Here is a 25,078-nt window from a genome sequence, read left to right as displayed (position 1 = left end):
AGGCGCGCGATGACCGACCCCGGTGAGCTGCGCCGGTGGCTCACCGAGCGGATCGCCGGGCTCGCCGGTCTCGCGCCGGAGTCGGTCGACGCGGCGGTCCCGCTGGCCGAGCTGGGCCTGTCCTCGCGGGATGCGGTGACCGTCGCGGCGGAACTCGGTGAGTTGCTCGGCCGCGAACCCGACCTCGGTCTGCTCAGGCGGTACCCGTCGATCGCCGTGCTGGCCGCGGCGCTGGCCGAGCCGGACACCCGGCCGCGGCCCGGGGCCGGCGAGCCCGTCGCCGTGCTCGGCGTCGGCTGCCGGCTGCCGGGCGGCGTCGAGTCGCCGGACCAGCTGTGGAGTGCGCTGCTGGCCGGCGCCGTGCCGCCCGACCGCCGCCCGAGTGCGTTCCTGGCCGACGGCGCCGGGTTCGACGCCGCCTTCTTCGGGATCGACGCGGCCGACGCCGCGGCGATGGACCCGCGGCAGCGGATCCTCCTGGAGACGACGTGGGCCGCGCTCGAGCACGCCGGCATCGCGCCCGGCACGGTGCGCGGCAGCCGGACCGGCGTGTTCGCCGGCGTCTCGGCCGCGGACTACGCGCTGTTCGCCGACGTCGGCCGGGGTGACGGTGCGGCCGCGTCGATGATCGCGAACCGGGTGTCGGAGTGGTTCGACCTGCGCGGACCGAGTCTGGTCGTGGACACGGCGGGTTCGTCGGCGCTGGTCGCCGTCCACCACGCGGCTCGCGCGCTGGCCGCGAGGGAGGCCGACCTGGTGCTGGCCGCCGGGGTGCACGTGCTGTTCGCGCCGCCGGGGTCCGGCGAGGGCTGCGGAGTGGTGGTGCTGAAACGCCTCGCCGACGCCTGCCGCGACGGCGACCGCGTGCTGGCGGTGATCCGCGGCAGCGCGACCGGCTCGGCCGGCCGAGCCGGCGGACCGGCCGCGCAGGAGCAGGTGCTGGCCGACGCGCACGGTGCCGCGGGATCCGATCCCTCCACTGTGGACTACATCGAGACGCAGGGTGACCCGGTCGAGGCGCAGGCCCTCGACATCGTGCTCGGCCGGAACCGCGACCCCAGGCGGCCCCTGCTGGTCGGTTCGGCGACGGCGAGCTTCGGCGACCTCGAAGCAGCGTCCGGGATCCTCGGGCTGATCAAGGTGGTGCTGGCACTCTGGCACGGCCGGCTCCCACCGTCGGCGGGGCTCGGCTCACCTCGGGTGTCCCCTGTGGACAAGCCCATCCACTGGCCGCGGTACGCGGGCACCGCCTGCGCCGGCGTCTCGGCGTTCGGCGCCGGTGGCACCGGCGCGCACGTCGTGCTCGAGGAATGGCCGAAGCCCCTGGCGCCCGCAGCCCCGGGCTCGCGGTGGAACGGCCGGCCGCAAATCTTCACGGTGTCGGCCCGGTCGGAGCCCGCCCTGCGCCGCCGGGCCGGTGAACTGGCCGACTGGCTCGCCGAACCCGGCCGGGGAACCGCACCCGGGGACCTCGCCGCGATGCTCGCCCGGCGCCGGGAGCAGCTGCCGCTGCGGGCCGCCGTCGTCACCTCGTCCCGCGCCGCGCTGGTCGCGGGACTCCGGGCCGTTGCCGGCGGCGAGACCACCGCGGACGTCATGTGGGGCACGGCCGGGCGCGAGCTGCCGCGCCCGGTCTTCGTGTTCTCGGGGGCCGGCTCGCAGTGGCCCGCGATGGGACGGCGGATGCTGGGCGCCGAACCGGAGTTCCGGGCCGCGGTGGCCGCGCTGGAACCGTTGTTCCTGGCCAAGGCTGGGTTCTCGCTGCGGGGCGCGTTGCGCCGGCCGCTGGGCGACCCCGCCGTCGTGCCGCCGCTGGTGTTCGGGCTGCAGGTCGCCCTGGCGGAGTGGTGGCGGGCGCACGGCGTCGAGCCCGCCGCCGTGCTCGGCCAGTCGGCGGGCGAGGTCGCGGCGGCCGTGGTCGCGGGCGTGCTGGACGCCGGGGCCGGGCTCGACATCGTCGTCAGCCGCGCGAACCTCCTTTCGGAGCTGCCCGCCGGCGCGATGGCCGTCGTCGAGCTGTCCGCCGCCGAGGTGCGCGAGCTGGGGTTCCCGGGCATCACGGTCGTCGAACACGCGTCGCCGGCGCAGTGTGCGGTCGCGGGCAGCGCCGAGGACGTCGCCGTGCTGGTGTCCCATGTGGACGGACTCGGTCTGCTGGCGCGCCGGCTGGCCGGCACCGGACACTCGGCCGCCGTCGACCCGATCCTGGACCGCTTCCGCGCCGGGCTCGGGGCACTGCGGCCGCGGCCACCCACGACGACGTACTACTCGAGCGTGCTCGACGACCCGCGCGCGCTGCCGGCCTTCGACGCCGGCTACTGGACGGCCAACCTGCGACGTCCGGTCCGGTTCACCCAGGCGGTCGCTGCCGCCGTCGCCGACGGGCACCGCTGGTTCGTCGAGGTTTCCCCGCACCCGATCGCGTTGCCCGCGGTCGAGCAGACCGCGGCCGGCGTCCGGACGTTGCCCACCCTGAGCCGGCGCGACGGCGAAGAAAACGCTTTCGCCCGCTCGCTGGCCGAACTTCACGCCGCCGGGCACCCGGCGGTGCTCGACCGGCGGTACCCGGAGGCGCCCGTGCTCGACCTGCCCCCGTCCCCTTGGGAGCACCGGACGTTCCGGCCGCCACGGCGGACGATCGGCCATCCGTTGCTCGGCACCCGCGTCGAGGTGCCGGACGAGGGCCGCCACCTGTGGCAGGCGACGATCGCCCCGGACGCGCCCGCGTGGCTGAGCGAGCACCGGGTGCACGACGTCCCGGTGTTCCCGGCGACCGGATTCCTGGAGCTGTTCCTGACCGGCGCCCGGGAGCTGTTCGGCACCGGCCGCGTCCGGGTCGATGGCCTCGAGGTGCACCGGATGCTCGCGGTGACCGGGGAAACGTTGCTCAGCACGGAGATCCGCGCCGACGGCGCCGCCGTGGTGCGGGCGAAGGCCGGGGCGGGCTGGGTGCGGCACGCGACGGCGTGGGTCTCCGCCGACACCGAGCCCGCCCCGGCACCCCTGTCCGAAGTGGACGGATGGCCGTGTGCGCCCGCTCAGGCGCTGCACGCGGTCTTGGCGGCGATGGTGCCCGAAGGTTCTGTACCGGCGGGGTTCGGCCGGGTCCGGCTGCTTGGCGACGCGGACCGGGGCGTGCGGTGCCTGGCCGACGGCGCTGGCGCGGTGCAGCTCGTCACCGGGGACGGCGAGGTCGTCGCCGACTTCGGCGACCTCCGGGTCGAGGCCTCTGACAGTGTTCCGCTCGCCGCCCGTGCGTTCGGGATCACCTGGCCGCGAGCGCCGTTGCCGCCGATCACGCCGGCGGGACGGGGCTCGTGGCTGTTGCTCACCGACGAGCACCCGGCCGCGCTCGGCCGGGCCGTCGCGCTCGCCCTGGCGCTGGCCGCGGCCGGGGACGAAGCGCTTTCTCTGCCGCAGGACGACCTCGACGAGCTGCCGGCGTTCCTGGCCGAGCGCCCGGTGCGCGGCGTCGTGTTCCTCGCCGGGGCGCCGCACGCCTACCGCGATCCCGAGGACGCCCAGGACCTGCTGCGCACCGTGCTCTCGGTGCTCGGCCGTCTCGGGCCCGGCGTCCGGTTCCACCTGGTCACGAATTCGAGCGGCGAGCCGGGGCTGGTGTTCCTGCGCGGTTTGGTGCGGGTGCTGGCCTTCGACCGGCCGGGGCTGCGGGCGACGCTCGTCGACTGCGATACTCGGTCCGGTGTGGACGTTCTCGCGCGCGAGCTGCGTTCGGACGCGCCCGACGACGAGGTGCGGTGGCGCCGAGACGTCCGGTACGCGGCTCGGTTGACCCGCGTGCCGCTCGTCGACGGCGTGTCGACCGGGCCCGGTGCTTACGTGATCACCGGCGGCTCCGACACGCTGGGGTCGGCCACCGCGCGTTGGCTGGCAAGCAATGGCGCGACGCGGATCGTCCTTTGCGGACTCGCACGTGATGTCGGACTGTCCGGAGTGGACGTCGTGGTCGTCGACGGAGACATCGAGAAACCCGGCATTGCGGAACGGCTCGTCGCCGCGGCCACCGAAGGTGGTCTGCCGCTGCGGGGAATCGTGCACGCTGCGGAGGACGTCGCGGCCGTGTGGCGGGCCAAGGTGCTCGGTGCGCGGCGGCTGCACGAAGCGACCGCCGACACGCCGCCGGACTGGTGGCTGCTGTATTCGTCGTCGACGGCGCTGTTCGGCGCGCCCGATCGGACGGCTCTCGCGACGGCGGACGCGTGGCTGGATGGTTTCGCCGCCTGGCGGCGCTCGCGCGGACTGCCCGCGACGACGGTGAACTGGGGCGTGGAACCCGTACTGGACCCGATGCCGGTGGCCGAGTGCCTCGACGCGCTGCCCGCGGTGCTCGCCTCGGACCGGCCGTCGGTCGGAATAGCCCGGCTCGACCCGACCCGCGTCGCCGGGCAGTTCCCCGAACTCGTCCGCCGGCCGTTCTTCTCGGGGGTTTTGACGGCGGTCCCCATGCCGCCGACCGTCCACGAGCGGCTCACGGCCATCGTCGCCGGGCTGCTCGGCGGCCCGGTGCCCCACGACGTGCCGCTGGTCGAACTGGGCCTGGACTCCCTGACGGCGATGCGAGCCCGGGCGGCGGCCGAGCGCGAGTTCGGCGTCACGCTCCCGGTGCCGCTGCTGCTCCGGGGCGCGAGCGTGGACGACCTCGCCGAGTACGTGACATGCACACCGGCACCCGCCCCGGCACCGAGCCGACCCTCCAACCACCCGTGATGCCCTCCCCATCACGCGTGATGCCCCTCTGATCACGCGAGATTCCCCTTTCCGCACCGGGCCACCGGGCAGCGAGCTGCGGCGAGGGGCGGCGAGGGGCATCACGCGTGATTGAGCGGGCATCACGCGTGATTGAAGGGGCATCACTCGTGATCAGGGGTCGACACTGCGTCAGGTCAGGGTGGCGCGGAGGGCGAGGATCATCTCGAAGCGGTCGTCCGGGTCTCGCAGGTGGTCCGCGAACAGCGTCTCCAGCTCCTGGGCCCGCGCGCGGACCGTCTGCGGGTGGATCGCCAGGCGGTCGGCCACCTCGCGGACGTTGCCGCACGTCTCCAGCCACGCCAGCAGCGTCCCCGCCAGGCGGTTGTACTGCTTCGGGTTCAACGCCGTCAGCGGGGCCAGCCGGCGCCGGGACACCTCCGTCGCGAGGAACGGCTCCTTGCGCAACCACAGCGTCGCCAGGTGGTCCTCACACCAGGTCAGCGGCTCGTCCGGGAGGACATCGGACGCCGCCAGGCGCAACGCCTCCTGCGCCGTCGCCAGTGAGCGGGCCGCCTGGCGCGGGGGCACCGGGGGACCGACCGCCGCCCGGTGGCCGGCCAGCGCCGCCGTCAACTCCGCACGGTCGGCGGGTGCCGGCAGCAGCAGCCGCGGCGTCCCGTCTTCGAAGTCCTCCAGCGCGTCCGGCCCGGCGACGTCCACCGGCCCGTCCAGCGCCACCGCGACCAGCCGGTGCGGCAACGGCCAGTCCGCCGCCGTGGCTGCTTCCTGGACCGTCCGCGACGGCGACGGCGGGTCCGCCAGCAGCAGGTCCAGCAGTCGGCGGCGACGTCTTTCCAAGGCCCCGGCCGCCCGAGCCTGCGCCGCCGCGTGCCCCTCGATCGACAACGCCGAGAGCTCGTCGATGTAGGCGAAGATCGCCTCGGCCAGCAGGCACAGCGTCGCCGACGGCACGCCCGCGCGCGTCCCCACCTCGGCCATCCGCCGCCAGGTGACGCGCGCGCCGACCCGGTAGGCCGCCTGCAGGACGTCGAGGTTGCGGCCCTGCGCGAGCTCGTGCACGCCGAGCCCGACGAACAGCTTCCGGCGCGAGTCCGGCACCGGCCCGGACGCGGCGATCCGGTCGATGAACTGCAGGATCGCCGCCTGCACGCCAGCCCGCAGCGCCTTGCCGAAGGCGCCGTCGAGCGGCCGCGCGTAGTCCGGGATGGTCCGCTGGATCTCGCGCAGCACCTCGTCGGCGACGTCGAGCATCCGCGGCCGGAACACCGCGGCCAGCTCGCGGGGGAGCATGGCCCACAGCTGTCCCGGCCGGCCGTCGCCGCTCAGCATCGGCCCGAACGTCGTTTCGCCGGACGGTCCGGTCACACACCTCACCACCTCGTCGTTGAGGGAGCTAGGAACCGAGCAGGGCCTCCGCCCGCAGCGCGATCTCCATGTCGAGCCGGGCGTCGGCGCTGTCGAGCCGGTCGCCGAACAGGTCGATGAGCTGGTGCATGCGGTACCGCACGGTCTGCGGGTGCACCTTGAGCTTCTTCGCGATCTCGGGCGCGCTGCCGCGGGACTGCAGCCAGATCAGCAGCGTCTCGCCGAGGCGCGCCCGCTGCTTCGGGGTGAGGTCCCGGAACGGCTCCAGGCTGCGGGAACACAGCTCGCGGACCAGGAACTCGTCGGCGAGCAGCCACAACGTGGACAGGTGGTCGGTGCAGCGCGTGACCGGCGCGTCCGGCAGCACGCCGCGCTGGACGAGCTTCAGCGTCCGGCGCGCCCACAGCAGCGACCGCGGCGCGTCGGTGAGCCGGACGGTCGGGCCGATCACCGCGCGCCAGCCCTGCAGCCGCTCGGCGAGGTTCTTCAAGTGCTTCTCCGTGTCGCCGGTGACCAGGCACGGCTCGCCGCCTTCGAGGTCGACGAGGACGTCGGAGTGCAGGTCCGGCGCGGCGAGGCTGTGCTGGTCGGCGCGGGGTTCGAGGGCGACGACCGTGACCTCGGCGGGCAGCGCCCACTGCGCGGTCGCGGCCTGCGCGCTGATCGTCTGCGGCGCCGACGGCGGGTCGGCGAGCAGCAGTTCGAGCAGTCGCCTCCGGCGGCGCGCGCGGGTGCCGGCGGCGCGGGTCTGCGCTGCCGTGTAGCCCTCGATCGAGAGCGCGGAAATCTCGTCGACGTAGGCGAAGATGGCCTCGGCGCTGGTGCACAGCGTGTCCGCGGCGACGCCGGCGGCCTGCCCGAACTCCGAGATGTGCCGCCACGCGACGCGCCCGCCGACCCGGTAGGCCGTCTGCAGACAGTCGAGGCTGCGGCCCTCGTTGAACTCGATCTTGCCCAGGTTGCGGAACACGGTCGTCCACGTCTCGAGCGGCACGGCACCGGGGGTGCCGACACTGTCGAGGCACTGGATGATCGCCTGCCGGACACCCTGCGTGATGATGTGCCCGAACGCGCCTTCGAGGGGCCGGCGGTACTCGGGCACCGCCCGCTGGACCTCCTGCAGGATGGCGCGGGCCAGCGGGTCGACCCGCGGCTTGAAGCGGATCGCCAGCTCGCGGGGCAGGGACGCCCACAGCCCGATGGCGCCGGAAGCGCGCACGGGCCGGGGTTCCCCGGCGGTCCGCTGGGTCGGGGGATAGGTGGTCCGGGGCCGGTCGGCCGACACGGACTGCTGCCGGTACGCCGGTCCGGAAGAGCGTTCGCCAGGGTTGGGCCGGCCCGTCCGCAGTGCGGGGGCGGCGAACCCGGTGTCCACGTCGGTCATGTGTTTTATCCTTGCTGGCAACAAAACTGGCCTCTTCGTCGTCGAAGCCGGTCCGGATTTTGTGGCTCAGGCAACATAATTTCGCGCGAACGGCACTGTCAACGGGTTCTCCGCTGACTTCGCGGTAACCCGTCCGGACTACACCCGAACGGGTGGAAGGGCGCGATGTGAGGTGACACTTCCGCTTCGGGCGGATGGTGCGCGGATGACAACTTTTCAGGCGGGTGTTTTCCGGCCCGCCGCGGCCGTGAGCCGCTCGACGACGTCGTCCAGGGTCAGCCGTGCGGGTTCGGTCCCCGTGACGAACTCGTTCAGCAGCAGGCAGAACCCGTCCGGATCGGACACATGTGGAAAGTGTTTCGCGTTTTGCCACACGGTCAATCGGCCGTTCGGCAGCAGTTCGGCGGTCCGGCGGCCGTGCGCCACGGGAATGAGCGGGTCCCGCGCGCCCCAGACCAGCAGCGTCGGCACGGCTTCGGCCAGGTAGAGCTTCTCGACGGCGCTCGCGCGCTGCCCGCGCAGGTCCATGAGGGTGCGCGCGATGACCAGGAACGCGCGCCGCCGCGCGGGATCGGCCAGCGAGCCGAAATGGCGGGCCAGTTCCCGTGTTTCGGTTTTCAACGACTTGCCGAGCCGGCGCCCGAGCCGGGCCGCGGCCCGCGCGATCGCGAGCGTCACGCGGTTCACGGCCAGCGCCAGCACGAGCGGCGCGCCCGGCAACGCCGTCGCCCGCAGCACCGGGCTCACCTCCGGACCCAGCCCGGCGCTGCCGACCAGCACCAGCCGGTCGCACATTTCCGGGAACTGGTAGGCGAACTGCATCGCGACGCCGCCGCCGAGCGAGTGGCCGACGACGGTCGCGTGCCGCACACCCGACACCGCCAGCACGTCCCGCACGGTGCTCGCCATCGCGCCGAGGCCGTAGTCCGCGCGCGGTGCCTCGGATTCGCCGTGGCCGGGGAGGTCGGGTGCCAGCACGCGACGGCCGAGCGCGGCGCACCGCGCCAGCACCGGCGCCCAGGTCTCGGCGCTGCCCGCGATCCCGTGCAGCAGCACGATCGCTTCGTCGCCCGCAGCCGACGGCGGCGCGTGCTCGTGCAGCCGGATCCGGCGGCCGTGGAGGGTGATCGTGTACGTCTCGAGTGTCATCGGCGGCCTTTCTCGCGAACCCGAAAATAGGTCATCCGACTACTTGCGTCCGATGTGGCGAACACCACTCCGGCCGAATGCGGGTACGCATGACAAGAACGGGGGAGAAAAGGCGATCGGGGGTGCGGGATTTCCCGGTTTCACCGGTTTCGCGTATCGACATTCCGCCGGTATCCGCGTATTCCTCGAAGGCATGGTCGTTATGACGCACCGGACGCGCTGATGTCCTGCCGTGCGAGTTTCCACTTCACCCACCAGCCGCCGCGGCCGGGTCGTCGTCCGTGGCGGCGCGTGCTGCCGATGCCGGTGCGGACGCTCGACCGCCTGGTCAGCGCTCCCGCGCACCGTCCGGCCGGTGCGCGCGCATGAGCCGCTGAGCCCGCAGGGCGAGCTGCATGCCGAGCCGGTCGTCGGCGTCCTTGAGCCGGTCGCCGAAGAGCTCCTCCAGCTGCCGCAGCCGGTTGCGCACGGTCTGCGGGTGGACGCCGAGACGCTGCGCGATCTCCGGCGCCCCGCCGCGCGTCTCCAGCCAGGCCAGCAGCGTCTCGCTGAGCCGGTCGCGCTGCTTCTCGCTGAGGGAGGCGAACGGGTCGAGGCTCTGGCGGGCCAGCTCGGCGGCCAGGAAGTCCTCCGCGAGCAGCCAGAGCGTGGCGAGGTGGTCGCGGCACCAGATGATCGGGCCGGGGGTGTCCGGGCCGGACAGCAGCAGCGCCCGGCGGGCGGTGCGCAGCGCGGCCGGGGCGTCGGCCAGCGGCACGGTCGGGGACACCGCGGCCCGCCAGCCGTCGAGCTTGGCCGCCAGCGGCGCGAGGTCGGCGTCGGGATCGCGGGTGAGCAGGTGCGGCTCGGGGCCGTCGAGGTCGGCCAGGACGCCGTCGCCGAGCAGGTCGGCCGGGAAGTCGGCGGCCTCGGGGCCGCGTTCGAGGGCGACCATCGCGGCGGTCTCCGGCAGCGGCCAGCCCGCGCCGCCGGCGAGCCCGGCGATGCTGGTCGCGGCGCCTTCGGGACCTTGGACGATGAGCTCGAGCAGGCGCCGCCGCCGCACCGGGACGGCGCCCTCGGCCTCGGCCTGCGCCTGCTGGTAGCCCTCGATCGCGGTGGCGCACAGCTCGTCGACGTAGGCGAAGATGGCCTCCGCGGCGACGGAGATGACGGCCGGGTCGACGCCCGCGGCGACGACGCCGGGGTGCATCGCCCGCCAGGCCACCCGGGCCCCGATCGTGGCGCTGTCCTGCAGGGCGTCGAGGTTGCGGCCTTCGGTGAACTCGACGCGGCCGCGTCCGCGGTAGAAGTCGGCCCAGTGCTCGTGGGACAGGCCCGGCTCGCCCATCGAGTCGATGCAGTGCCGCACGGCGTACTCGACGCTCTTGACCAGGACCTTGCCGAACACGCCCTTGAGCGGCAGGCCGTAGGCGGGGACCGTGCGCCGGACCTCCTGGATCATCGAGGCCGCGGCGTGCCCGACGTGCGGGCGCAGGCCCGCGCCCAGCGCGCGCGGCAGCGAGGCCAGCAGGCCGAAGCTGCGGTACTCGACCACGAATCCCCCTTCGAGTTCGTCCGGGCGGAGCAGAGCGTATCCGACCGTTGTGTCACTGAAAAATCAACGAGCTGTGCCCGGAAAGGGTGACGCGAAGTCGTCCTTTTGACACGGACGGGTGGGCGTTCTACGCTCCGTGTCAGATGGCGGGGGTATTTCTGGGGCCGTCAATTCCCAAGTGGAGGACTGAATTCCTCATGCGCGGTTCCGCTGCCTCGGACGGCTCCGTGTGGGCCCGGCTGCCCCACGCGCTCGGTGACGCGGTGCGTCCGCGGATCCCGGAAATCGCGCGGGCCTGCATCGACGGCATCGCCGCCGAAATTCCGGATTATTCCGGGACTTTCGGCGACGGTCCTACGCGGACCGCGGCGATCGAGCAGGCGCGGCGCGGGATCGAGCGGGACATCGACCGCGTCGGCACGCCCGCGATGTGGCAGGCCGACCGGCTCGCCGAGTTCCGCGGGCACGGGCGTGCGGCGTTCCACAGTGGTCTGAGCCGCGAGGCGGTGCAGGCGGCGATCCGCGTGTCGAGCCGGGTGACGTGGCGGTGGATCGCCGACATCGCGCGCGATGCCGGCCTGTCCGGTGACGTCCTGTACGGCGCGGCCGAGGGGATGTTCGCGGACGTCGAGACGTCGATGGCGGCGGTCGCCGAGGGCTATCGCGCGGCCGAAGCGGCGATGTCCGGCACCGGCGAGCGGCACCGGCGGCTGCTGCACGCGCTGATCGGCGGCCGCACACCGGCCGAAGTGGACGGTCTGCTCGCGGCGTCCGGGCTGCCGGTGCCTTCGCACGTGGCCGCGGTGGCGTTCCGGGCGTTGCCGGGTGCGCCGGAGTTCCCCTCGGGCTTGCTGCCTTCGCATGTCCCGGCCGACCCTTCGGGGAGTCCGCCGGCGGCGTTGACCCCGGCCCCGGACACGGATCTGGCGCGGCTGGCTTCGTTGCCGGCCGGCTGGCTGGCGGCGGTCGGCCCCTCGGTGCCGCCGTCGGCGGCCCCGGAGTCGTTCCGGATCGCCCGTCGCGCGCTCGACCTGGCGGCGCGGGGGCTGCTGGACGCGCCGGGCCCGGTGGTCTGGTGCCGCGACCACCTGACGACGCTGTTGCTACTGGCGGACGAGTTCCTGGTGGCCCAGCTGGCATCGACGACGTTGGCGCCGTTGGCCTCGTTGTCAGGGCGGCGGCGCGAGCAGCTGGCGGAGACGTTGCTGGCGCTGGTCCAGACCCGGGGAAGTGCGCCGGAGCTGGGGCGGCTGCTCGACCTGCACCCGCAGACGATCCGGGCCCGGTTGAAGAAGCTGAGCGAGTTGTTCGGGGCGCGGTTGGACGATCCCGGGGAGCGGCTGCGGCTGGAGCTGGCGCTGCTGGCGGAGCGGGCGCTGCCGGGCGCGGAGTGAGGCGGCGGGCTTGGGTGGGTTCGACGCACCCAAGGGGCCCTTCGGTGCGTTGAACGCACCGAAGGCCACATTGGGTCGCCCGGCTCGGGCCGATTTCTGGGGCGTGGACAACCCGCGAGGCCCGGGCGAATTGGCCCGGGCCAGCCCGCTCCGATTGGCTCTGGGGCGCAGGTCAGTCCCGTCCTAAGCTGCCCGGCATGACTGGATTGCTCGCCCAGCGGTTGAGTCAGGCCTCCGGCAACGCCGTCGCGATGTGGACCGTCCTCGCCCGGGCCCGCGGTGACCACGTCCGCGAACACCCCACCTTCACCGCCATCGACGGCCGCCGGTTTCGGGTCATGGTCAGGACCGCCAATCCCGACCGGGCCGAGCTGACCGCGCTCGTCCGGGAACAGCGGGGAAACGGCCGGACCGTCGTGGTGGAAGACCCTTTCCGGACGCTCGATCTGAGCGGAACCGGCATCCGCCCGCGGCAGCTGCCCGTCATGGTCCGCGAACCCGCGCCCGTGCCGGTAGAACCCGGCGTCACCCTGGTGAAGACCCTTGGCGAGCTGCGGAAAGCCGAAGAGATCATCGTTCACGGCTTCCCGCTCGAGGAGTACCAGCCCCTCCAGCCAGGCACTGTCTTCCCGGCCGCGCTGTTGGATCAGGCCTTCTTTCTCAAGGGCGGCGAAGGCACCTGCGTCACCATGGCCGACGAGGGCGTCGGCGGCGTCTACTGGGTCACCACGATGCCCGAGCACCGGTCGAAAGGCGTCGGACGCGCGCTCATGCGCGCCGTCCTACGGCACTTCGAGGACCGCCCCGTCACGCTGACCGCCTCGCGGGCCGGCAAGCCGCTCTACGACAAGCTCGGCTTCACCACTCTGGGGGACTCCGACTGGTGGCGTTGACCTCGGGAACACCCACCGGCGGTAGCCGAACCAGCGGAACGCCGTTCCTGACAAAGTGCCCAGCACCATCCCCGCCACGAAGTCCGCGACCTCCTGCGCCAGGTAGCTCACGTGCGGCACCGACAGGTGCAGCGCGTACCGCGAGACCAGCGGCGGCACCAGGTTCACCGCCACCGCACCCGCGTTGACCAGGAAGAACAGCGCCGCCTCGCGCAGCCGGCGGTGTCCGCCGCGGCCCGCGAACGACCAGCGCCGGGACAGCAGGTAGGCGAACGCCGTCGAGGTCGCCGTCGCGAGGAAAAGCGCCGTCACCGGCTTCTCGGACAACACGGTGAGCTTCAGGCTGTAGTCGCCCAGTAGGGTGACCCCGTACGCGGCCAGGCCGACGACGGCGAAGCGGAGCAGCTCTCGCGGCTCGGGCATGGTTCCTCCAGGTGGCGCCGACAGGGTGGAGGTCTTTCGATGGCACGCACGGGCGGTGAGGGTGAGCTCCCCTCGGTCGCCGAGCTGGTGAACCTCTCGCAGACGAAACCGCTGATGATCCGCGGTGACCTCGACGCGATGCTCGCCGCGGAACCCGCGCCCGGAACGGTGCCCAAGCCCGAACCCCAGCCCGATCCCCTGGCCATCCTCGACGCCGAGCTCGCGGCCCCGGAGCCGGAGGACGAACGTCCGCTGGAAGCACCGCCGGCCGAGTCCCGGCGCACGAAGCCGTACGTTCTCGCCGCCGGCGCGGCCGTCGCGCTCGGGCTGGCCGCCGTCGTGCTCTTCCAGCCGCAGCAGGTCGGCGGGACGGCCACGCCGCCACCCGGGGCGACCGCCCCCGCCGCGCCGCCGACCTCGAGCGACGCGGTGGAGACGATGAGCGCGTCGGCCCAGGCGCCCCCGCTCACCGCGGAGGTGCACGACTCGCCGGTCCGGACCACGAACCCGCCGGCCGCCGCGGGGCGCAAGCCCGCGCGCCCCACGACGTCGGCGCCGCCGGCCGAGGACCAGTGGCAGCAGTACGTGAGCTCGGTGATGAGCTCGTGGCAGCAGCAGCACCCGCACGGCAGGACGAACCGCTGATCAGCAGTTCGGCGTCGCCGGCTTCCCGGCGATCCGGTCCTTGACGAACGCCAGGACGTCGGCGTTGCCGGTGTAGACCAGCGTGATGTGGTCGGTGTCGTAGGTCTTCCACGTCTCCTGGACACCGGCCGCGCAGTACGCCTTGTGCAGGCTGTCGGCCTGCGCGAACTGCACCAGCTGGTCGCCGGTCGCGTGGTACTGGAACACGGGGACGCGAGGCGGGCTGCCGCCGAGCTTGTTCTCGTTCAGCCGCGCCACCCACGCGGGCTTGATGTAGCCCGGGCCGGTCGTGTAATCCGCGATCTTCTGGTTCGCGTACGTCGTGAGCAGCTCGAACGTGCACGCGCTCCGCTTCATCTCGGCCAGCTTCGCGCGGCCGTTGTCGCTGAGGAACGAGTCGAGCCGCAGCTCCGGGTAGGCCTGGTCGAGGCCGAGCAGGGCGTAGGCGAACACACCGAAGCCCGACTTGCCGTCGAGCTGCAGCGTCACCTGGACGAGGTCCGCGGGCACGCCGCCGGCCGCGATCCCGACGAGGTTCAGCTCCGGCGCGTACGCCGGCTGCAGCTCCCCGGCCCACGCCGCGGCGCCACCGCCCTGGGAGTACCCGCGGAAGACGACCTTCGACGTCGTGGACAGCCCGGCCGCGGTGAGCCGCTGGGCCGCGCGGACCCCGTCGATCACCGCCGGGCCCTCGGACTTCCCCACGACGTACGTGGTCTCCGGCGCGCTCTGGTAGCCCTCGTAGTCGGGGACGGCGACGGCGTAACCGGCGTCGAGCAGGTCGTCGAGGCCGGGCTGCTCGTAGAACGCGCCGATGTCGATCATCTTCGACGGCGTGCAGTCGAAGGCCGGGCCGTGCGTGCCGGGGTCGAACGAGACGATCGGGGCGCTCGCGCGGTCGGCGTTCTTCGGGACGAGCACGGTCCCGGTGATGGCGTCGGGCTGCCCGAGCGCGTTCGTGGACAGGTACATCACCTGCCACGCGTCGACGGATGCCTTGCGCGGCCCGGCGTTCGACGTCCGCCAGCGGAGGACGTCGCCCGGTTCGCCCGCGGGCAGCGGCGAAGGCGGCGTGTAGAACGAGTCGTCGAACGGGCCGGTCCCGCCGGGCGGCGGTGCCGCCGAAGCCGCCGGGGCGACCCCCGTGGTAAGCACCAGCGCCACCAACGCGGCGAGCACGCGGCGGGCCGTCACGAGCCCGTCCCGTAGACGCGCTTGCAGGTCGCGGACTCGCTGAAGGCCAGGTTCAGCTCGGGGTTCGCCTTGAGGTCCTTGATCGGGCCCTCCGGGTCGGCGAGCTGCCCCATGGTCGCGTCGGCTTCGGAGATCACCTGGCGCAGGCTGCCCTGGTCGGTCACCTTCGCCTGCTCCATCTTGGACTTCGTCTCGGCCAGCTTGGTCTTGGTCTCGGCGAGGTTGCCGGTCGCTTTGTCCACTGCGGACTGTCCATCCGGGACGGGCGGGACGCCGGCGGCGCGCATGCCACCGGCCATGTCGTCGAGGGCCGACCCCAGGCGGCCCAGGAAGTCGACCATCGCGTCCCGGGTCTTCACCGGGTCGGCGTCGTCGACCGCCGGCGGCTGCGACAGCTTCGCCGAGCCCGCGGCCACCCCGGTGCACACCTTGTCGACCCAGGCCAGCGCCGCGGGGTCGGCGTGCCGGCCGGGGTCGGCCGGGGTGTCCGACCCGCAGGCGGCGCACGACAGAACTGCGGCCGCCGCCATTGCGAGCACCGCGCTGTGCATTCTTTTCATGGGTTTCGAAGCTACGCGGCGCGGTTGTGCGCGAGCAAGGAGGGAAAGGTCGATTGGCACTCGCGTCAACATTTCGCGACCGGAATTTGTCATGCGCGTCAGCGCTTCGGCGACCGCGCTGTCCTGGGGAAACCTTCCCGCGCCTGCTAGGAACCCGGGCCGGGTGACGTGCCGGTGTGACAATTTGCCGGTGTGGCGTGACGTTTTCACCAAAAGGCCTTGATCGACGCCATCCGCGCTCGTTAACTTACGGTCCGGTCGCGATTTCCGGGAGAACGCGTGCCGTTTCGTATCACTGTTGATACACGGAAGGACCATCGTGAGTCACCCAAGAGGCAAGAAGAAGACGGTCGCGGCCGCCGCGGCCACGGCGGCGGTGGGGCTGGTCGCCACCGCACTGGTGCTCGGGGCGCAGACCAGTGCCGCCGACCCGATCTCGCTGACGCTGAACTACCACTGCACGCTGCCGCTGGTGGGTTCGCAGTCGCTGAAGGTGGTGATCAACACCGACCTGCCGGCCACGGTGAACACCGGCCAGCCGACCGGCGCGTTCGACATCAAGGCCGTGTCCACCATCAACGCGGACACCGTCGCCGGCCTGAGCCTGATCGGCGCCACGACGATCGAGGGCACCGCGACGGCCGCCGCGACCGTCGCGGCGCCGAGTCTCAACCTGCCGGTCAACGTCCCGATCACGCTGGACAAGACGAACATCCCGGCCTCGGGTGAGCTGAACATCAACGCGGCGGGCAAGACGCCGTCGCTGACGTTCACCCAGCCCGGCCAGGCGAAGATCACCGTCGGCGACCTGAACCTCAAGGTCACCCCGCGCAAGGCCGACGGTTCGGTCACCGGCATCACGCCGGACGGCACGATCGACGCGCCCTGCACGCAGGACGCCGGCCAGAACAACACCCTGGCCACGATCACCATCGCCGGTGGTGGCGGGACGACCCCGCCCACCACCACTCCGCCGACGACGACACCCCCGACCACCACGCCGCCGACGACCACCCCGCCCACCACGACCCCGCCGGGCGGGGGCATCAAGTACTCCTTCGGCATCACCGGGTCGACTTCGCTGAAGTCGCTCGGCAGCACCGCGCCGATCACCGGCTCGTTCGACGCCGACGTCAACCTGTCGGCCAAGACGTTCACCGGTGACCTGAAGCTGAACCCGACGCACACCGACTTCAAGCTGTTCGGGTTCCTGCAGGGCAGCTCGGACGTCAAGGTCGTGCAGAACGGCCAGCAGACCGGTGAGCTGGTCGGCACCGGGTTCAAGGCGCACATCAAGTTCGACACGTTCCTCACCACGGTCACCCTGTTCGGCATCCCGATCAGCACCGACCCGAAGTGCGGCACGGTCAGCTCGTCGACCAGCGAAATGACCACCGGCGCCGACTTCGACCTGCTCAAGGGCGGCAAGCTGGCGGGCACCTACTCGCTGTCCGCGCTGCAGAACTGCGGTCCGTTCAACGACATCGTCAGCGCGTTCGCCAAGAGCGACGGCAACTCGCTGGATCTCGTGCTCGCCAAGAAGTGACCCGACTGCCGGCCCCCGTCGCGCCGCGGCGGGGGCCGGTGCCATGCCCTGGAAGGAGAGCCCGTGCGGAAAACCCGGTCGTTGCTCGCGGCGGGCCTCGCCTGCCTGGTGCTGCCGCTCGCCGTCCCGCCCGCGGACGCGTCGACGCCGATGGACAAGAGGCTGAGCTTCACCTGCCCGTTCCCGTTGATCGGCAAGCAGAAGCTGGACGTCGAGGTCAAGGCGTCCTTCGAGGTGCCGTCCGCGCCCGGCGGCACGTTCACGACCGCGGACCTCACGGTCGCGGTGACCGTGCCGGACAAGTCCACCCGCGGCCTGGCGCTGGTCGGCGCGGCGAGCATCGAAGGGACGGCGTCCGCAGGGGTGACGCTGGCCAACGGCTCGCTGACGCTGCCGCTCGCCCTGCCGCTGACCGTGGCGAAGACGGCGGTGCCGGCTTCGGGCGCCTTCACCACCCAGGCGACCGGCTCGGTCCCGCCGGTGCGGCTGCCGAACGCGGGCCGGACGACGCTGACGATCGGGGACTTCAGCACCCGGCTGACGCCGAAGAAGGCGGACGGCTCGTTCACCGGGCTCGGCTCGTTCACCTCGGACTGCACGCTCGACCCCGGTCAGGACCCGGTGCTGCTGAGCTTCGACCTCGGCACGTCTTCCCACGACTACGGCGTCACGGGCTCAACGACGCTGAAGGCGCTCGGGGCGACCGCGCCGCTTACCGGGTCGTTCACGGGGTTCAGCCCGGCGTTCGACCGAACGCGGGCGGAGTTCAAGGTGCTCGGGTTCGTGCCCGGGACGGCCGACCTGCAGTTCAGCCCGGACGGTCCACAGACCGGCGAACCGGCCGGCGACGGGTTCGTCGCGCACGCGAAGCTCGCGCTGGCGCTGCCGCAGGTGACGCTCTTCGGGCTGCCGGTCGCCGACGCGGGCTGCCGCGCGAGCGCGCCGATCCCGGTCGACCTGAAGACCGGCAGCGGCTTCGCGCCGGCTTCGGGCGGACCGTTGAGCGGGGAGTACCCGATCCCGCCGCTGACCGGGTGCGGTGCGTTCACGGCGTACCTGAGCTCGCTGCTCCAGGGACCGGGCAACACGTTCGCGCTGACGTTGACGGCGCGCTGAAAAAACCTCCGCCGGTGTTGTCGATTCCGCCGATCCTCGCGTGACGGGGTAAGAAAGGACCACGATCGAGAGGAAACGGACATGGCGCAGTACGCGGTGCTGATCTACGAGCGGGTGCCCGCCGAGGACCTGCCGAAGGAGATCATGGACCGGCACATGGGGCTGCCCGACCGGATCGCCGAGCTGGGCGGGAAGGTGACCGCGGGCCTCGGCCTGCTGCCCAACGAAACGGCCACCGCGATCCGCGGCGACCTGGTGACCGACGGGCCGTTCGTGGAGACCAAGGAGGTGCTGGCGGGGGTGTACGTCCTGGAGGCCCGCGACCTCGACCACGCGCTGGCCTGCGCGAAGCTGACGCCCGTCGTCGAGGGCGGCGTCGAGGTCCGGCCGCTCGTCGACTTCCAGGTGGTGCCGGACTGAAGTCCGTCCAGGACGCCGTCGCCGAGGCGCACCGTCGCGAGTGGGCCTACGTGCTCGCCGCGACAGTGCGGGTCACCCGCGACCTCGACGAGGCCGAAGAGGCCGTCCAGGACGCCTACCTCCAAGCGCTGAAGCGCTGGGCGGACGACGGCGTCCCGGACCGGCCCGGCGCGTGGCTGACCACGGTCGCGCGCCGGACCGCGCTCAACGGCCTCCGCCACCGGGAAGTGCTGCGGCGCAAGCTGCCGCTGCTGGTCGAGCCCGACGTCGCCGAGCCGCCCGAGCCCGCCGGGCCGATCCCGGACGACCGGCTGCGGCTCGTCTTCACCTGCTGCCACCCGGCGCTGGCGCAGGAAGCCCAGATCGCGCTGACGCTGCGGCTGGTGTGCGGCGTCGCGACGGCCGACATCGCGCACGCCTTCCTGGTGCCCGAGCCGACGATGGCGGCCCGGATCACCCGCGCCAAGAAGAAGATCACCGCCGCGCGGATCCCGTACGCGGTGCCCTCGGCCGAGGAGCTGCCGGCGCGCGTGTCCGTCGTGCTGACCGTGCTGCACCTGCTCTATTCGGCCGGGCACACCGCGCCGTCGGGGGACGACCTCGTGCGGGACGAGCTGACCGGCCGCGCGCTGGACCTGGCGCGGATGCTGCGCGCCCTGCTGCCCGCCGGCACCGAGGTCGCCGGGCTGCTCGCGCTGCTGCTGGTCCACCAGGCCCGCCGGGCCACCCGGACCGACGGCGCCGGCCGGCTGCTGCGGCTCGAAGACCAGGACCGGTCCCGCTGGGACACGGAGATGATCGCCGAGGCCGACCGGCTCGTCGTCGAGGCGCTCAAGGGCGGCCCGCCCGGGCGGTTCAGCGTCCAGGCCGCGATCGCCGCCCTGCACGCCCAGGCGCCCGGCTACGCCGAGACCGACTGGCCGCAGATCCTGACCCTCTACGACGTGCTGCTGCGCCTGTGGCCTTCGCCGGTGGTGGCGCTCAACCGCGCGGTCGCGCTGTCGATGGTCGAAGGTCCGGCGGCCGCGCTCGCCGAGATCGCCCGGCTGGAGGCCGACGGCCGCCTCGCCGGCTACCGCTACCTGCCCGCCACCAAGGCCGACCTGCTGCACCGCCTCGGGCGCGACGCCGAGGCGGCCGATGCCTACCGCGCCGCGCTCGCGTTGAGCGACAACGCCGTCGAGCAGGAGTTCCTCGCCGCGCGGCTCAGCGGCGCCTGAGCAGCAGGACGAACCCGGCGGCCGAAAGGACCAGTGCGGCCAGGAAGAACGCGCCGTGCACGACGGCGCCTGCGGCGACGTCCCCGATCAGCTGCACCATTAGGTCCGCGACGCCGAGCACGCCGATGATCGCCAGCGCGAGGCGAGTTCCCTTGACCCCGCGGTACACGCCGTAGACGAGCAACGCCCACAGCCCGGCGCAGACGACGTACGCGAGGATCGCCACCGGAAGCGGGACGGCGGACTCGACGGCCGTCCGGCGCCCGCCCAGCAGCGAGCCCAGGAACCAGCACGCCGTCGCGCCCCACCAGGCGAAAGCCGCGCGCGGAGACATTGCCGCAGCGTAGATCCGGACTGCCCGATTCCGGCACGGTCACGACCCGAACCGTTACGCGCCCGGTGTCACGCCGGGGTGCTATAAAGCGCTACCTCTGTGGGACCGGTTCCACGGCCGTAGGCGGCCGCCCCCGGTGCCGCTAGGGTGATCGTCTGGATGTGCTGGCTCGAGGGCAGCCGAACGGGGAGAAGCCGGTGACCGCCGCGCACGACTCAACGTGGGACTCCAGCACCCGCTTGCGCGTGCTGCTGGTCGAGGACGACGACGGCGACGCGCTGCTGGTCGAGGAGATGCTGGCGGACACGTCCGTGCCGTTCTCGCTCGAACGCGTCGAAACGCTCGCCGCCGCGCTGGCCGGCCCGCTCACCGCCGACTGCGTCGTCCTGGATCTGCAGCTGCCCGACGCCATGGGCCTGAGCGGGCTGACGAAGCTCGGCCAGCACGCGCCCGGCGTCGCGATCGTCGTCCTGACCGGCGGGCACGACCAGGCCACCGGCGTCGCCGCGGTCGCCGCCGGCGCCCAGGACTACCTCGTCAAGGACCAGGTGGACGGGCCGCTGCTGGTCAAGGCGCTGCGCTTCGCCCGGGAACGCAAGCGCGCCGAGCAGGTCGAGCAGCAGTTCCTGCAGCAACAGCTGCTCGCCCGCGAGAACGCGCGGCTCGAACGCGGCCTGCTGCCCAGCCCGCTGCTGCGCGACCCGCACCTGGAACTGGCCTCTCGCTACCGCCCGGGCCGCAACGGTTCCCTGCTGGGCGGCGACTTCTACGACGCGATCGAGCTCGTCGACGGCACCGTGCACATGATGATCGGCGACGTCTGCGGCCACGGCCCGGACGAGGCCGCGCTCGGCGTCGCGCTGCGGATCGCGTGGCGCTCGCTCGTGATGGCCGGCCTGCCGATGGCCGACGTGCTGAGCATGGTCGAGCGGGTCATGGTGCACGAGCGGATCGAGCCGCTGTTCGCCACCGTCTGCATGGTCGTCGTCGCGCCGGACCGAAGATCCCTGCGCCTGTCGCTGGCCGGGCACCTGCCGCCGCTGCTGCTCACCCCCGGCGACGGGCACCTGCTCTCCGGGGAACGCCTCGGCGTCCCGCTCGGCGTCGTCGAAGGCACGAAGTGGGAGGCCCTCGAGGTGCCGCTGGAACCGGGCTGGTCGCTGCTGCTCTACACCGACGGCGTGTTCGAAGGCCGCGTCGGCGCCGGGTCGGAACGGCTCGGCCACGAGCGGATGGCCGCCATCGTCCTCGAGATCCAGCACCAGGCCGGGTTGGCCGGCACCGACCTGCTCGACGAGCTGATCGCCCGCGCCGAACGGCTCAACTCCGGCCCGCTCGACGACGACGTCGCCCTCGCCCTGCTCAGTCACGACCCGGGGAAGCAGGCTCGATGAGCACTGACGCACGCGGCTGGTCCATCCGCCGCTGGCTCACCCTGTTCGCCGTCGCCGAAGCCGTGCTGCTGCTCGCCGCGCTGGCCGGCGGCGCGATCGCGATGAGCAACCTCACCGCGGCCCGCAACGGCCTGCTCGACGTCATCGGGCCCCAGCGGCTGGCCGCCCTCCAGCTGTCGACCGCGCTGCTCAACCAGGAGACCGGCGTCCGCGGCTACCAGCTCGGCCGGCAGCCGGACTTCCTCACCCCGTACACCGACGGCGTGCGCGAGCAGGCCGACGCGGTCGGGCAGCTGCGGCAGCTCGGCGCGGTCCCGGGCACCCGGATCGGCGACGACCTGGAGACCGTCCTGCGGGCGGCCACCGAATGGCAGGCCGCGGCGGCGCCCACGATCGCTCCCGGCGCACCCCCGGTGACCCCGGCGCAGATCGAGCGCGGCCGGACGTTGTTCGACGCGGTCCGAGGGTCTCTCGACACCCAGCTCGACCACCTCGCCGCCGTCCGCGACTCCGGCCGGGCCGACCTGGACCGCGCGGCGACGGTCCTGACCTCCATGCTCGTCGCGGTCGCCGTGCTGGTCGCCCTGCTGTTCGTGGTGCTGTTCCTCGGCCTGCGGCGGGTCATCACCCGGCCGATCCTGCAGCTGGCCGGCGAGGTCCGTCACGTCGCCGACCAGGACGTCCGCCGGCCGGTGAACGGGAGCGGGCCCCGTGAGATCGCCCAGCTCGGCGCCGACGTCGAGGCCATGCGGCAGCGCATCCTCGACGAGGTCGCCGAGCTCGAGCAGGCGCACGCGTTGCTGGACCGCCGGACGCGCGAGCTGGAGCGGTCGAACGCCGACCTGGAGCAGTTCGCCTACGTCGCGTCGCACGACCTGCAGGAACCGCTGCGGAAGGTGGCGAGCTTCTGCCAGCTGCTGCAGCGCCGCTACGCGGGCCTGCTCGACGAGCGTGGCGAGCAGTACATCGAGTTCGCCGTCGACGGCGCGAAGCGGATGCAGATCCTGATCAACGACCTCCTGGCCTTCTCGCGGGTCGGCCGGAAGCCGGGCGAGCACGTCGAGGTCGACGCGGGCCGGCTGGTCGACGACGCGGTCGCGAACCTGGAGGTGGCGCTGTCGTTGAGCGCCGGCAAGGTCGAACACGGCGAGCTGCCCGAGGTGCGCGTGGAGCCGGCGCTGATGACGGCGGTGTTCCAGAACCTGATCGGCAACGCCCTGAAGTTCAAGGGCGAGACGCCGCCCGAGGTCCGGGTCACCGCGGAGCGCGACGGCGGCGACTGGGTGTTCTCGGTGTCGGACAACGGGATCGGCATCGACGCGGAGTACGCCGAACGGGTCTTCGCGCTGTTCCAGCGGCTGCACACCCGCAGCGCGTACCCGGGCACCGGCATCGGACTCGCCCTGTGCCGCCGGATCGTCGAGTACCACGGCGGCCGGATCTGGCTCGACACCGAGGCCGAGAGCACCACGTTCCGCTTCACCATCCCGGCCGGCGAGGATAATGGGACGCATGACGCAGGCGCATGACCCGATCGACATCCTGCTCGTCGAGGATGACCCCGGCGACGTGCTGATGACGCGTGAAGCCTTCGAACACCACAAGATCCGCAACGCGCTGCACGTCGCGAGCGACGGCGTCGAGGCGCTCGAGTTCCTGAACCGGCAAGGACGCTTCGGGGAGGCGCCGCGGCCCGGGCTGATCCTGCTGGACCTCAACCTGCCCCGCAAGGACGGCCGGGAGCTGCTCGGCGAGATCAAGCAGGACCCGGACCTGCGCACCATCCCGGTGGTCGTGCTGACGACGTCCGAAGCGGACGAAGACATCGTGCGCAGCTACGACCTGCACGCCAACGCCTACGTCACCAAGCCGGTCGACTTCGAGAAGTTCGTCGAGGTGGTCCGGAAGATCGACGATTTCTGGGTCACGGTCGTCAAACTGCCGCACCGGTGAGGGCTTCGATGGCGTGGCGGCGGAAGTTGGGGCACCATAAAGCGCCGTGACCTCTTCATCCCGGGATCTCCCCGCCGTCGAGCTGGCGGTCACGCTCGACTGGCGGGACACGGCCGCGGTGCTGCGCGTGGCGGGGGAGATCGACCTGCTGAGCGCGCCGGAGTTCGAGGAAGTCGTCGACGTCGTGCTGGCCGGGGAACCGCGGACGCTGGTGGTGGACCTGCGCGCGGTGACGTTCTTCTGCTCGGCGGGCCTGCAGGTGCTGGCGGCGGCGCACCGCAGGCTGCCCGAGCGCGCGCTGCGGGTGGTGAGCGACTCGCCGGTGACGTCGGGCCCGCTGAAGACCACCGGCCTCGACACGTGGATCGGCATCCACGCGACGGTCGACGAAGCGCTGGCCCAGTGACGAGCCCGGAGAGGCAACCGATGGACGAACCCCCGGGACCGTTCCGCTCCCACGGCGTGCAGGCGGTGCCCCAGGACCTGCGGCGGCTCCGGCACGACCTGATGGCGTGGGTCCTCTCGGCGGGCGTCGGCGAGAGCCGGGCGCAGGACATCGTCCTGGCGAGCTACGAGGCACTGGCCAACGTCGCCGACCACGCGTACGCCGGGGCGGGATCGGGCGTGGTCGACCTCGACGCGGCGGTGCACCCGGACCGGATCGAGGTGGTCATCAGCGACCACGGGCGGTGGCGGACCCCGGTGGTCGACCCGCGCCCGGTTTCGCTGCGGGGACGGGGACTGATGCTGCTGCGGGCGAGTGCCGACCGGGCGGACATCGCGTCCGGCGAGTCGGGGACCGTGGTGACGCTGGCCTGGGACCTGGCGCCGGTCCGGCCCTGAGCCGGCGGCGGAAAACGGCTGGGCCGCACGACGTCCGGGCTGGTACCGTGCCGTCGGCTGTGATCCGTCCGAGGAGGTGAGACCCGTGAACGCTGTACGCACGTGGGTGCTCCCCCTCGCCGTCACGGCCGGGCGATAGGCCGCGGGAGCGCCTCGATTCCAGGCACTCCCGAAAGGCACTCCCATGGATCCTTTGTGTTTCACCTCCGAGACGACGTCGGACGGCGTCGTCGAGCGCGGCTTCACCGTCGGCGACGTCCCCGGTGTCCTCTGGTCGCGCGATGCCGGCCCGGCGGCCGCGCCCCTGGTGCTGATGGGGCACGGTGGCGGCCTGCACAAGAAGACGCCGGCCCTCGTGACCCGGGCTCGGGACGCCGTGACCCGGCAGGGCTTCTCCGTCGTGGCCATCGACGCTCCCGGACACGGCGACCGGCCGCGCACGGCCGAAGACGAGCAGGTCCGCGCCGACTTCCGGCAAGCGCACGCGACCGGCGACCGCGAGCGGTTCCGGTCGGTCAGCATCGGCTACGCCCGCTCCCTCGCGGACCGGGCCGTCCCCGAATGGCAGGCCACACTGGACGCTCTCCAGCGGCTGCCCGGAATCGGCCGGGACGCACCGATCGGCTACGGCGGCGGCATCTCGCTGGGCACCGCCATCGGGGTACCGCTGACCGCGGCCGACCCCCGGATCTCCGCCGCGATCTTCGGTGGCGGGTTCTTCGTCTACGAGGAACTGCTCGCGGCGGCGCGGCGGATCACCGTCCCGGTCCAGTTCCTGCTCCCGTGGGACGACGAACACGTCGACCGGCAATCGTCCTTCGCGTTGTTCGACGCCTTCGCCACCGAGGAGAAGACGTTGCACGCCAACCCGGGCGACCACCGCCGCATCCGCTGGATCGGCGTCGACGAGGGCTTCCTGGCCCGGCACCTGAACTGACGGAACAGGCCCGTGGCGGAGTCGCCACGGGCCCGTCCGG

At 72.7% G+C, this 25,078-nt stretch carries 22 protein-coding genes; 14 read left to right on the top strand and 8 right to left on the bottom strand.

Translation table 11 applies throughout. The features are described from left to right. The first annotated feature begins 9 nt into the window (after positions 1-9). Positions 10-4,728: an acyltransferase domain-containing protein gene (locus AB0M59_RS33470; protein ID WP_364623411.1), complete on the top strand. Its 4,719-nt coding sequence runs from the start codon at positions 10-12 to the stop codon at positions 4,726-4,728. Positions 4,729-4,899: 171 nt separating this feature from the next. On the opposite strand, the gene AB0M59_RS33465 is transcribed toward AB0M59_RS33470, so the two are convergent. The 4 genes from AB0M59_RS33465 to AB0M59_RS33450 form a co-directional block, all read right to left on the bottom strand. Next, entirely contained in the window at positions 4,900-6,096 is a 1,197-nt protein-coding gene (locus tag AB0M59_RS33465; RefSeq protein ID WP_364623408.1) for a helix-turn-helix domain-containing protein, read from the bottom strand. A gap of 28 nt (positions 6,097-6,124) precedes the next feature. Next, on the bottom strand, positions 6,125-7,315 hold the full coding sequence (locus tag AB0M59_RS33460) for a helix-turn-helix domain-containing protein (RefSeq protein ID WP_364623649.1): 1,191 nt from the start codon (positions 7,313-7,315) through the stop codon (positions 6,125-6,127). Between the two features lie 381 nt (positions 7,316-7,696). Then, entirely contained in the window at positions 7,697-8,629 is a 933-nt protein-coding gene (locus AB0M59_RS33455) for an alpha/beta hydrolase (RefSeq protein WP_364623405.1), read from the bottom strand. Positions 8,630-8,957: 328 nt separating this feature from the next. After that, positions 8,958-10,166, bottom strand: coding sequence for a helix-turn-helix domain-containing protein (locus tag AB0M59_RS33450; RefSeq protein ID WP_364623402.1), 1,209 nt, complete (start codon positions 10,164-10,166; stop codon positions 8,958-8,960). Positions 10,167-10,363: 197 nt separating this feature from the next. Between AB0M59_RS33450 and AB0M59_RS33445 the strand changes: the two genes are divergently transcribed. Beyond that, positions 10,364-11,560, top strand: a complete 1,197-nt coding sequence (locus tag AB0M59_RS33445; RefSeq protein ID WP_364623399.1) for a helix-turn-helix domain-containing protein — start codon at positions 10,364-10,366, stop codon at positions 11,558-11,560. A gap of 206 nt (positions 11,561-11,766) precedes the next feature. After that, positions 11,767-12,453: a GNAT family N-acetyltransferase gene (locus AB0M59_RS33440; protein WP_364623396.1), complete on the top strand. Its 687-nt coding sequence runs from the start codon at positions 11,767-11,769 to the stop codon at positions 12,451-12,453. On the opposite strand, the gene AB0M59_RS33435 is transcribed toward AB0M59_RS33440, so the two are convergent. Then, complete coding sequence (locus AB0M59_RS33435) at positions 12,343-12,876, bottom strand: GtrA family protein (protein ID WP_364623393.1); 534 nt, start codon at positions 12,874-12,876, stop codon at positions 12,343-12,345. The genes AB0M59_RS33440 and AB0M59_RS33435 overlap by 111 nt on opposite strands. Before the next feature lie 39 nt (positions 12,877-12,915). Between AB0M59_RS33435 and AB0M59_RS33430 the strand changes: the two genes are divergently transcribed. Further along, positions 12,916-13,521, top strand: coding sequence for a hypothetical protein (locus AB0M59_RS33430; RefSeq protein ID WP_364623390.1), 606 nt, complete (start codon positions 12,916-12,918; stop codon positions 13,519-13,521). On the opposite strand, the gene AB0M59_RS33425 is transcribed toward AB0M59_RS33430, so the two are convergent. Further along, on the bottom strand, positions 13,522-14,715 hold the full coding sequence (locus AB0M59_RS33425; protein WP_364623387.1) for a lipase family protein: 1,194 nt from the start codon (positions 14,713-14,715) through the stop codon (positions 13,522-13,524). Next, positions 14,712-15,275 (bottom strand): hypothetical protein, encoded by a 564-nt coding sequence (locus AB0M59_RS33420; RefSeq protein ID WP_364623384.1) that lies wholly within the window; start codon positions 15,273-15,275, stop codon positions 14,712-14,714. Before AB0M59_RS33420 ends, AB0M59_RS33425 begins: the two co-directional genes overlap by 4 nt. A 319-nt stretch (positions 15,276-15,594) precedes the next feature. Between AB0M59_RS33420 and AB0M59_RS33415 the strand changes: the two genes are divergently transcribed. The 4 genes from AB0M59_RS33415 to AB0M59_RS33400 all read left to right on the top strand — a co-directional run bounded on the left by AB0M59_RS33415 (position 15,595) and on the right by AB0M59_RS33400 (position 19,577). After that, complete coding sequence (locus AB0M59_RS33415; protein WP_364623382.1) at positions 15,595-16,821, top strand: DUF6801 domain-containing protein; 1,227 nt, start codon at positions 15,595-15,597, stop codon at positions 16,819-16,821. A gap of 63 nt (positions 16,822-16,884) precedes the next feature. Then, positions 16,885-17,937, top strand: a complete 1,053-nt coding sequence (locus AB0M59_RS33410) for a DUF6801 domain-containing protein (RefSeq protein ID WP_364623379.1) — start codon at positions 16,885-16,887, stop codon at positions 17,935-17,937. An 81-nt stretch (positions 17,938-18,018) separates the two neighbouring features. Beyond that, positions 18,019-18,357: a YciI family protein gene (locus AB0M59_RS33405; protein ID WP_364623376.1), complete on the top strand. Its 339-nt coding sequence runs from the start codon at positions 18,019-18,021 to the stop codon at positions 18,355-18,357. 50 nt (positions 18,358-18,407) lie between these two features. Then, on the top strand, positions 18,408-19,577 hold the full coding sequence (locus AB0M59_RS33400) for a DUF6596 domain-containing protein (protein WP_364623373.1): 1,170 nt from the start codon (positions 18,408-18,410) through the stop codon (positions 19,575-19,577). Here the strand turns inward: AB0M59_RS33400 and AB0M59_RS33395 are convergent. Beyond that, positions 19,564-19,911 carry a hypothetical protein gene (locus tag AB0M59_RS33395; protein ID WP_364623371.1) on the bottom strand — a complete coding sequence of 116 codons (348 nt, stop codon included), beginning with the start codon at positions 19,909-19,911 and terminating at the stop codon, positions 19,564-19,566. The genes AB0M59_RS33400 and AB0M59_RS33395 overlap by 14 nt on opposite strands. A gap of 197 nt (positions 19,912-20,108) precedes the next feature. Here AB0M59_RS33395 and AB0M59_RS33390 point away from each other — a divergent pair, with 197 nt between their 5' ends. The 6 genes from AB0M59_RS33390 to AB0M59_RS33365 all read left to right on the top strand — a co-directional run bounded on the left by AB0M59_RS33390 (position 20,109) and on the right by AB0M59_RS33365 (position 25,038). Further along, positions 20,109-21,305: a SpoIIE family protein phosphatase gene (locus AB0M59_RS33390; protein WP_364623368.1), complete on the top strand. Its 1,197-nt coding sequence runs from the start codon at positions 20,109-20,111 to the stop codon at positions 21,303-21,305. Continuing rightward, positions 21,302-22,834 (top strand): ATP-binding protein, encoded by a 1,533-nt coding sequence (locus AB0M59_RS33385; protein ID WP_364623365.1) that lies wholly within the window; start codon positions 21,302-21,304, stop codon positions 22,832-22,834. The genes AB0M59_RS33390 and AB0M59_RS33385 overlap by 4 nt, the downstream gene beginning before the upstream one ends. Further along, positions 22,818-23,258 carry a response regulator gene (locus tag AB0M59_RS33380; RefSeq protein ID WP_364623362.1) on the top strand — a complete coding sequence of 147 codons (441 nt, stop codon included), beginning with the start codon at positions 22,818-22,820 and terminating at the stop codon, positions 23,256-23,258. Before AB0M59_RS33385 ends, AB0M59_RS33380 begins: the two co-directional genes overlap by 17 nt. 46 nt (positions 23,259-23,304) lie before the next feature. After that, positions 23,305-23,664 (top strand): STAS domain-containing protein, encoded by a 360-nt coding sequence (locus AB0M59_RS33375; protein ID WP_364623359.1) that lies wholly within the window; start codon positions 23,305-23,307, stop codon positions 23,662-23,664. 20 nt (positions 23,665-23,684) lie between these two features. Beyond that, the gene (locus AB0M59_RS33370) at positions 23,685-24,101 is read left to right on the top strand and encodes an ATP-binding protein (protein WP_364623356.1); all 417 of its coding nucleotides are present in this window, start codon (positions 23,685-23,687) and stop codon (positions 24,099-24,101) included. A 184-nt stretch (positions 24,102-24,285) separates the two neighbouring features. After that, the gene (locus AB0M59_RS33365; protein WP_364623353.1) at positions 24,286-25,038 is read left to right on the top strand and encodes an alpha/beta hydrolase; all 753 of its coding nucleotides are present in this window, start codon (positions 24,286-24,288) and stop codon (positions 25,036-25,038) included. The last annotated feature ends 40 nt before the right edge of the window (positions 25,039-25,078 follow it).

The organism is Amycolatopsis sp. NPDC051371 (genome assembly GCF_040682155.1).
In the GTDB taxonomy this organism is placed as follows: Bacteria; Actinomycetota; Actinomycetes; order Mycobacteriales; family Pseudonocardiaceae; genus Amycolatopsis.
This window is presented reverse-complemented; position numbering and strand designations above follow the sequence as displayed.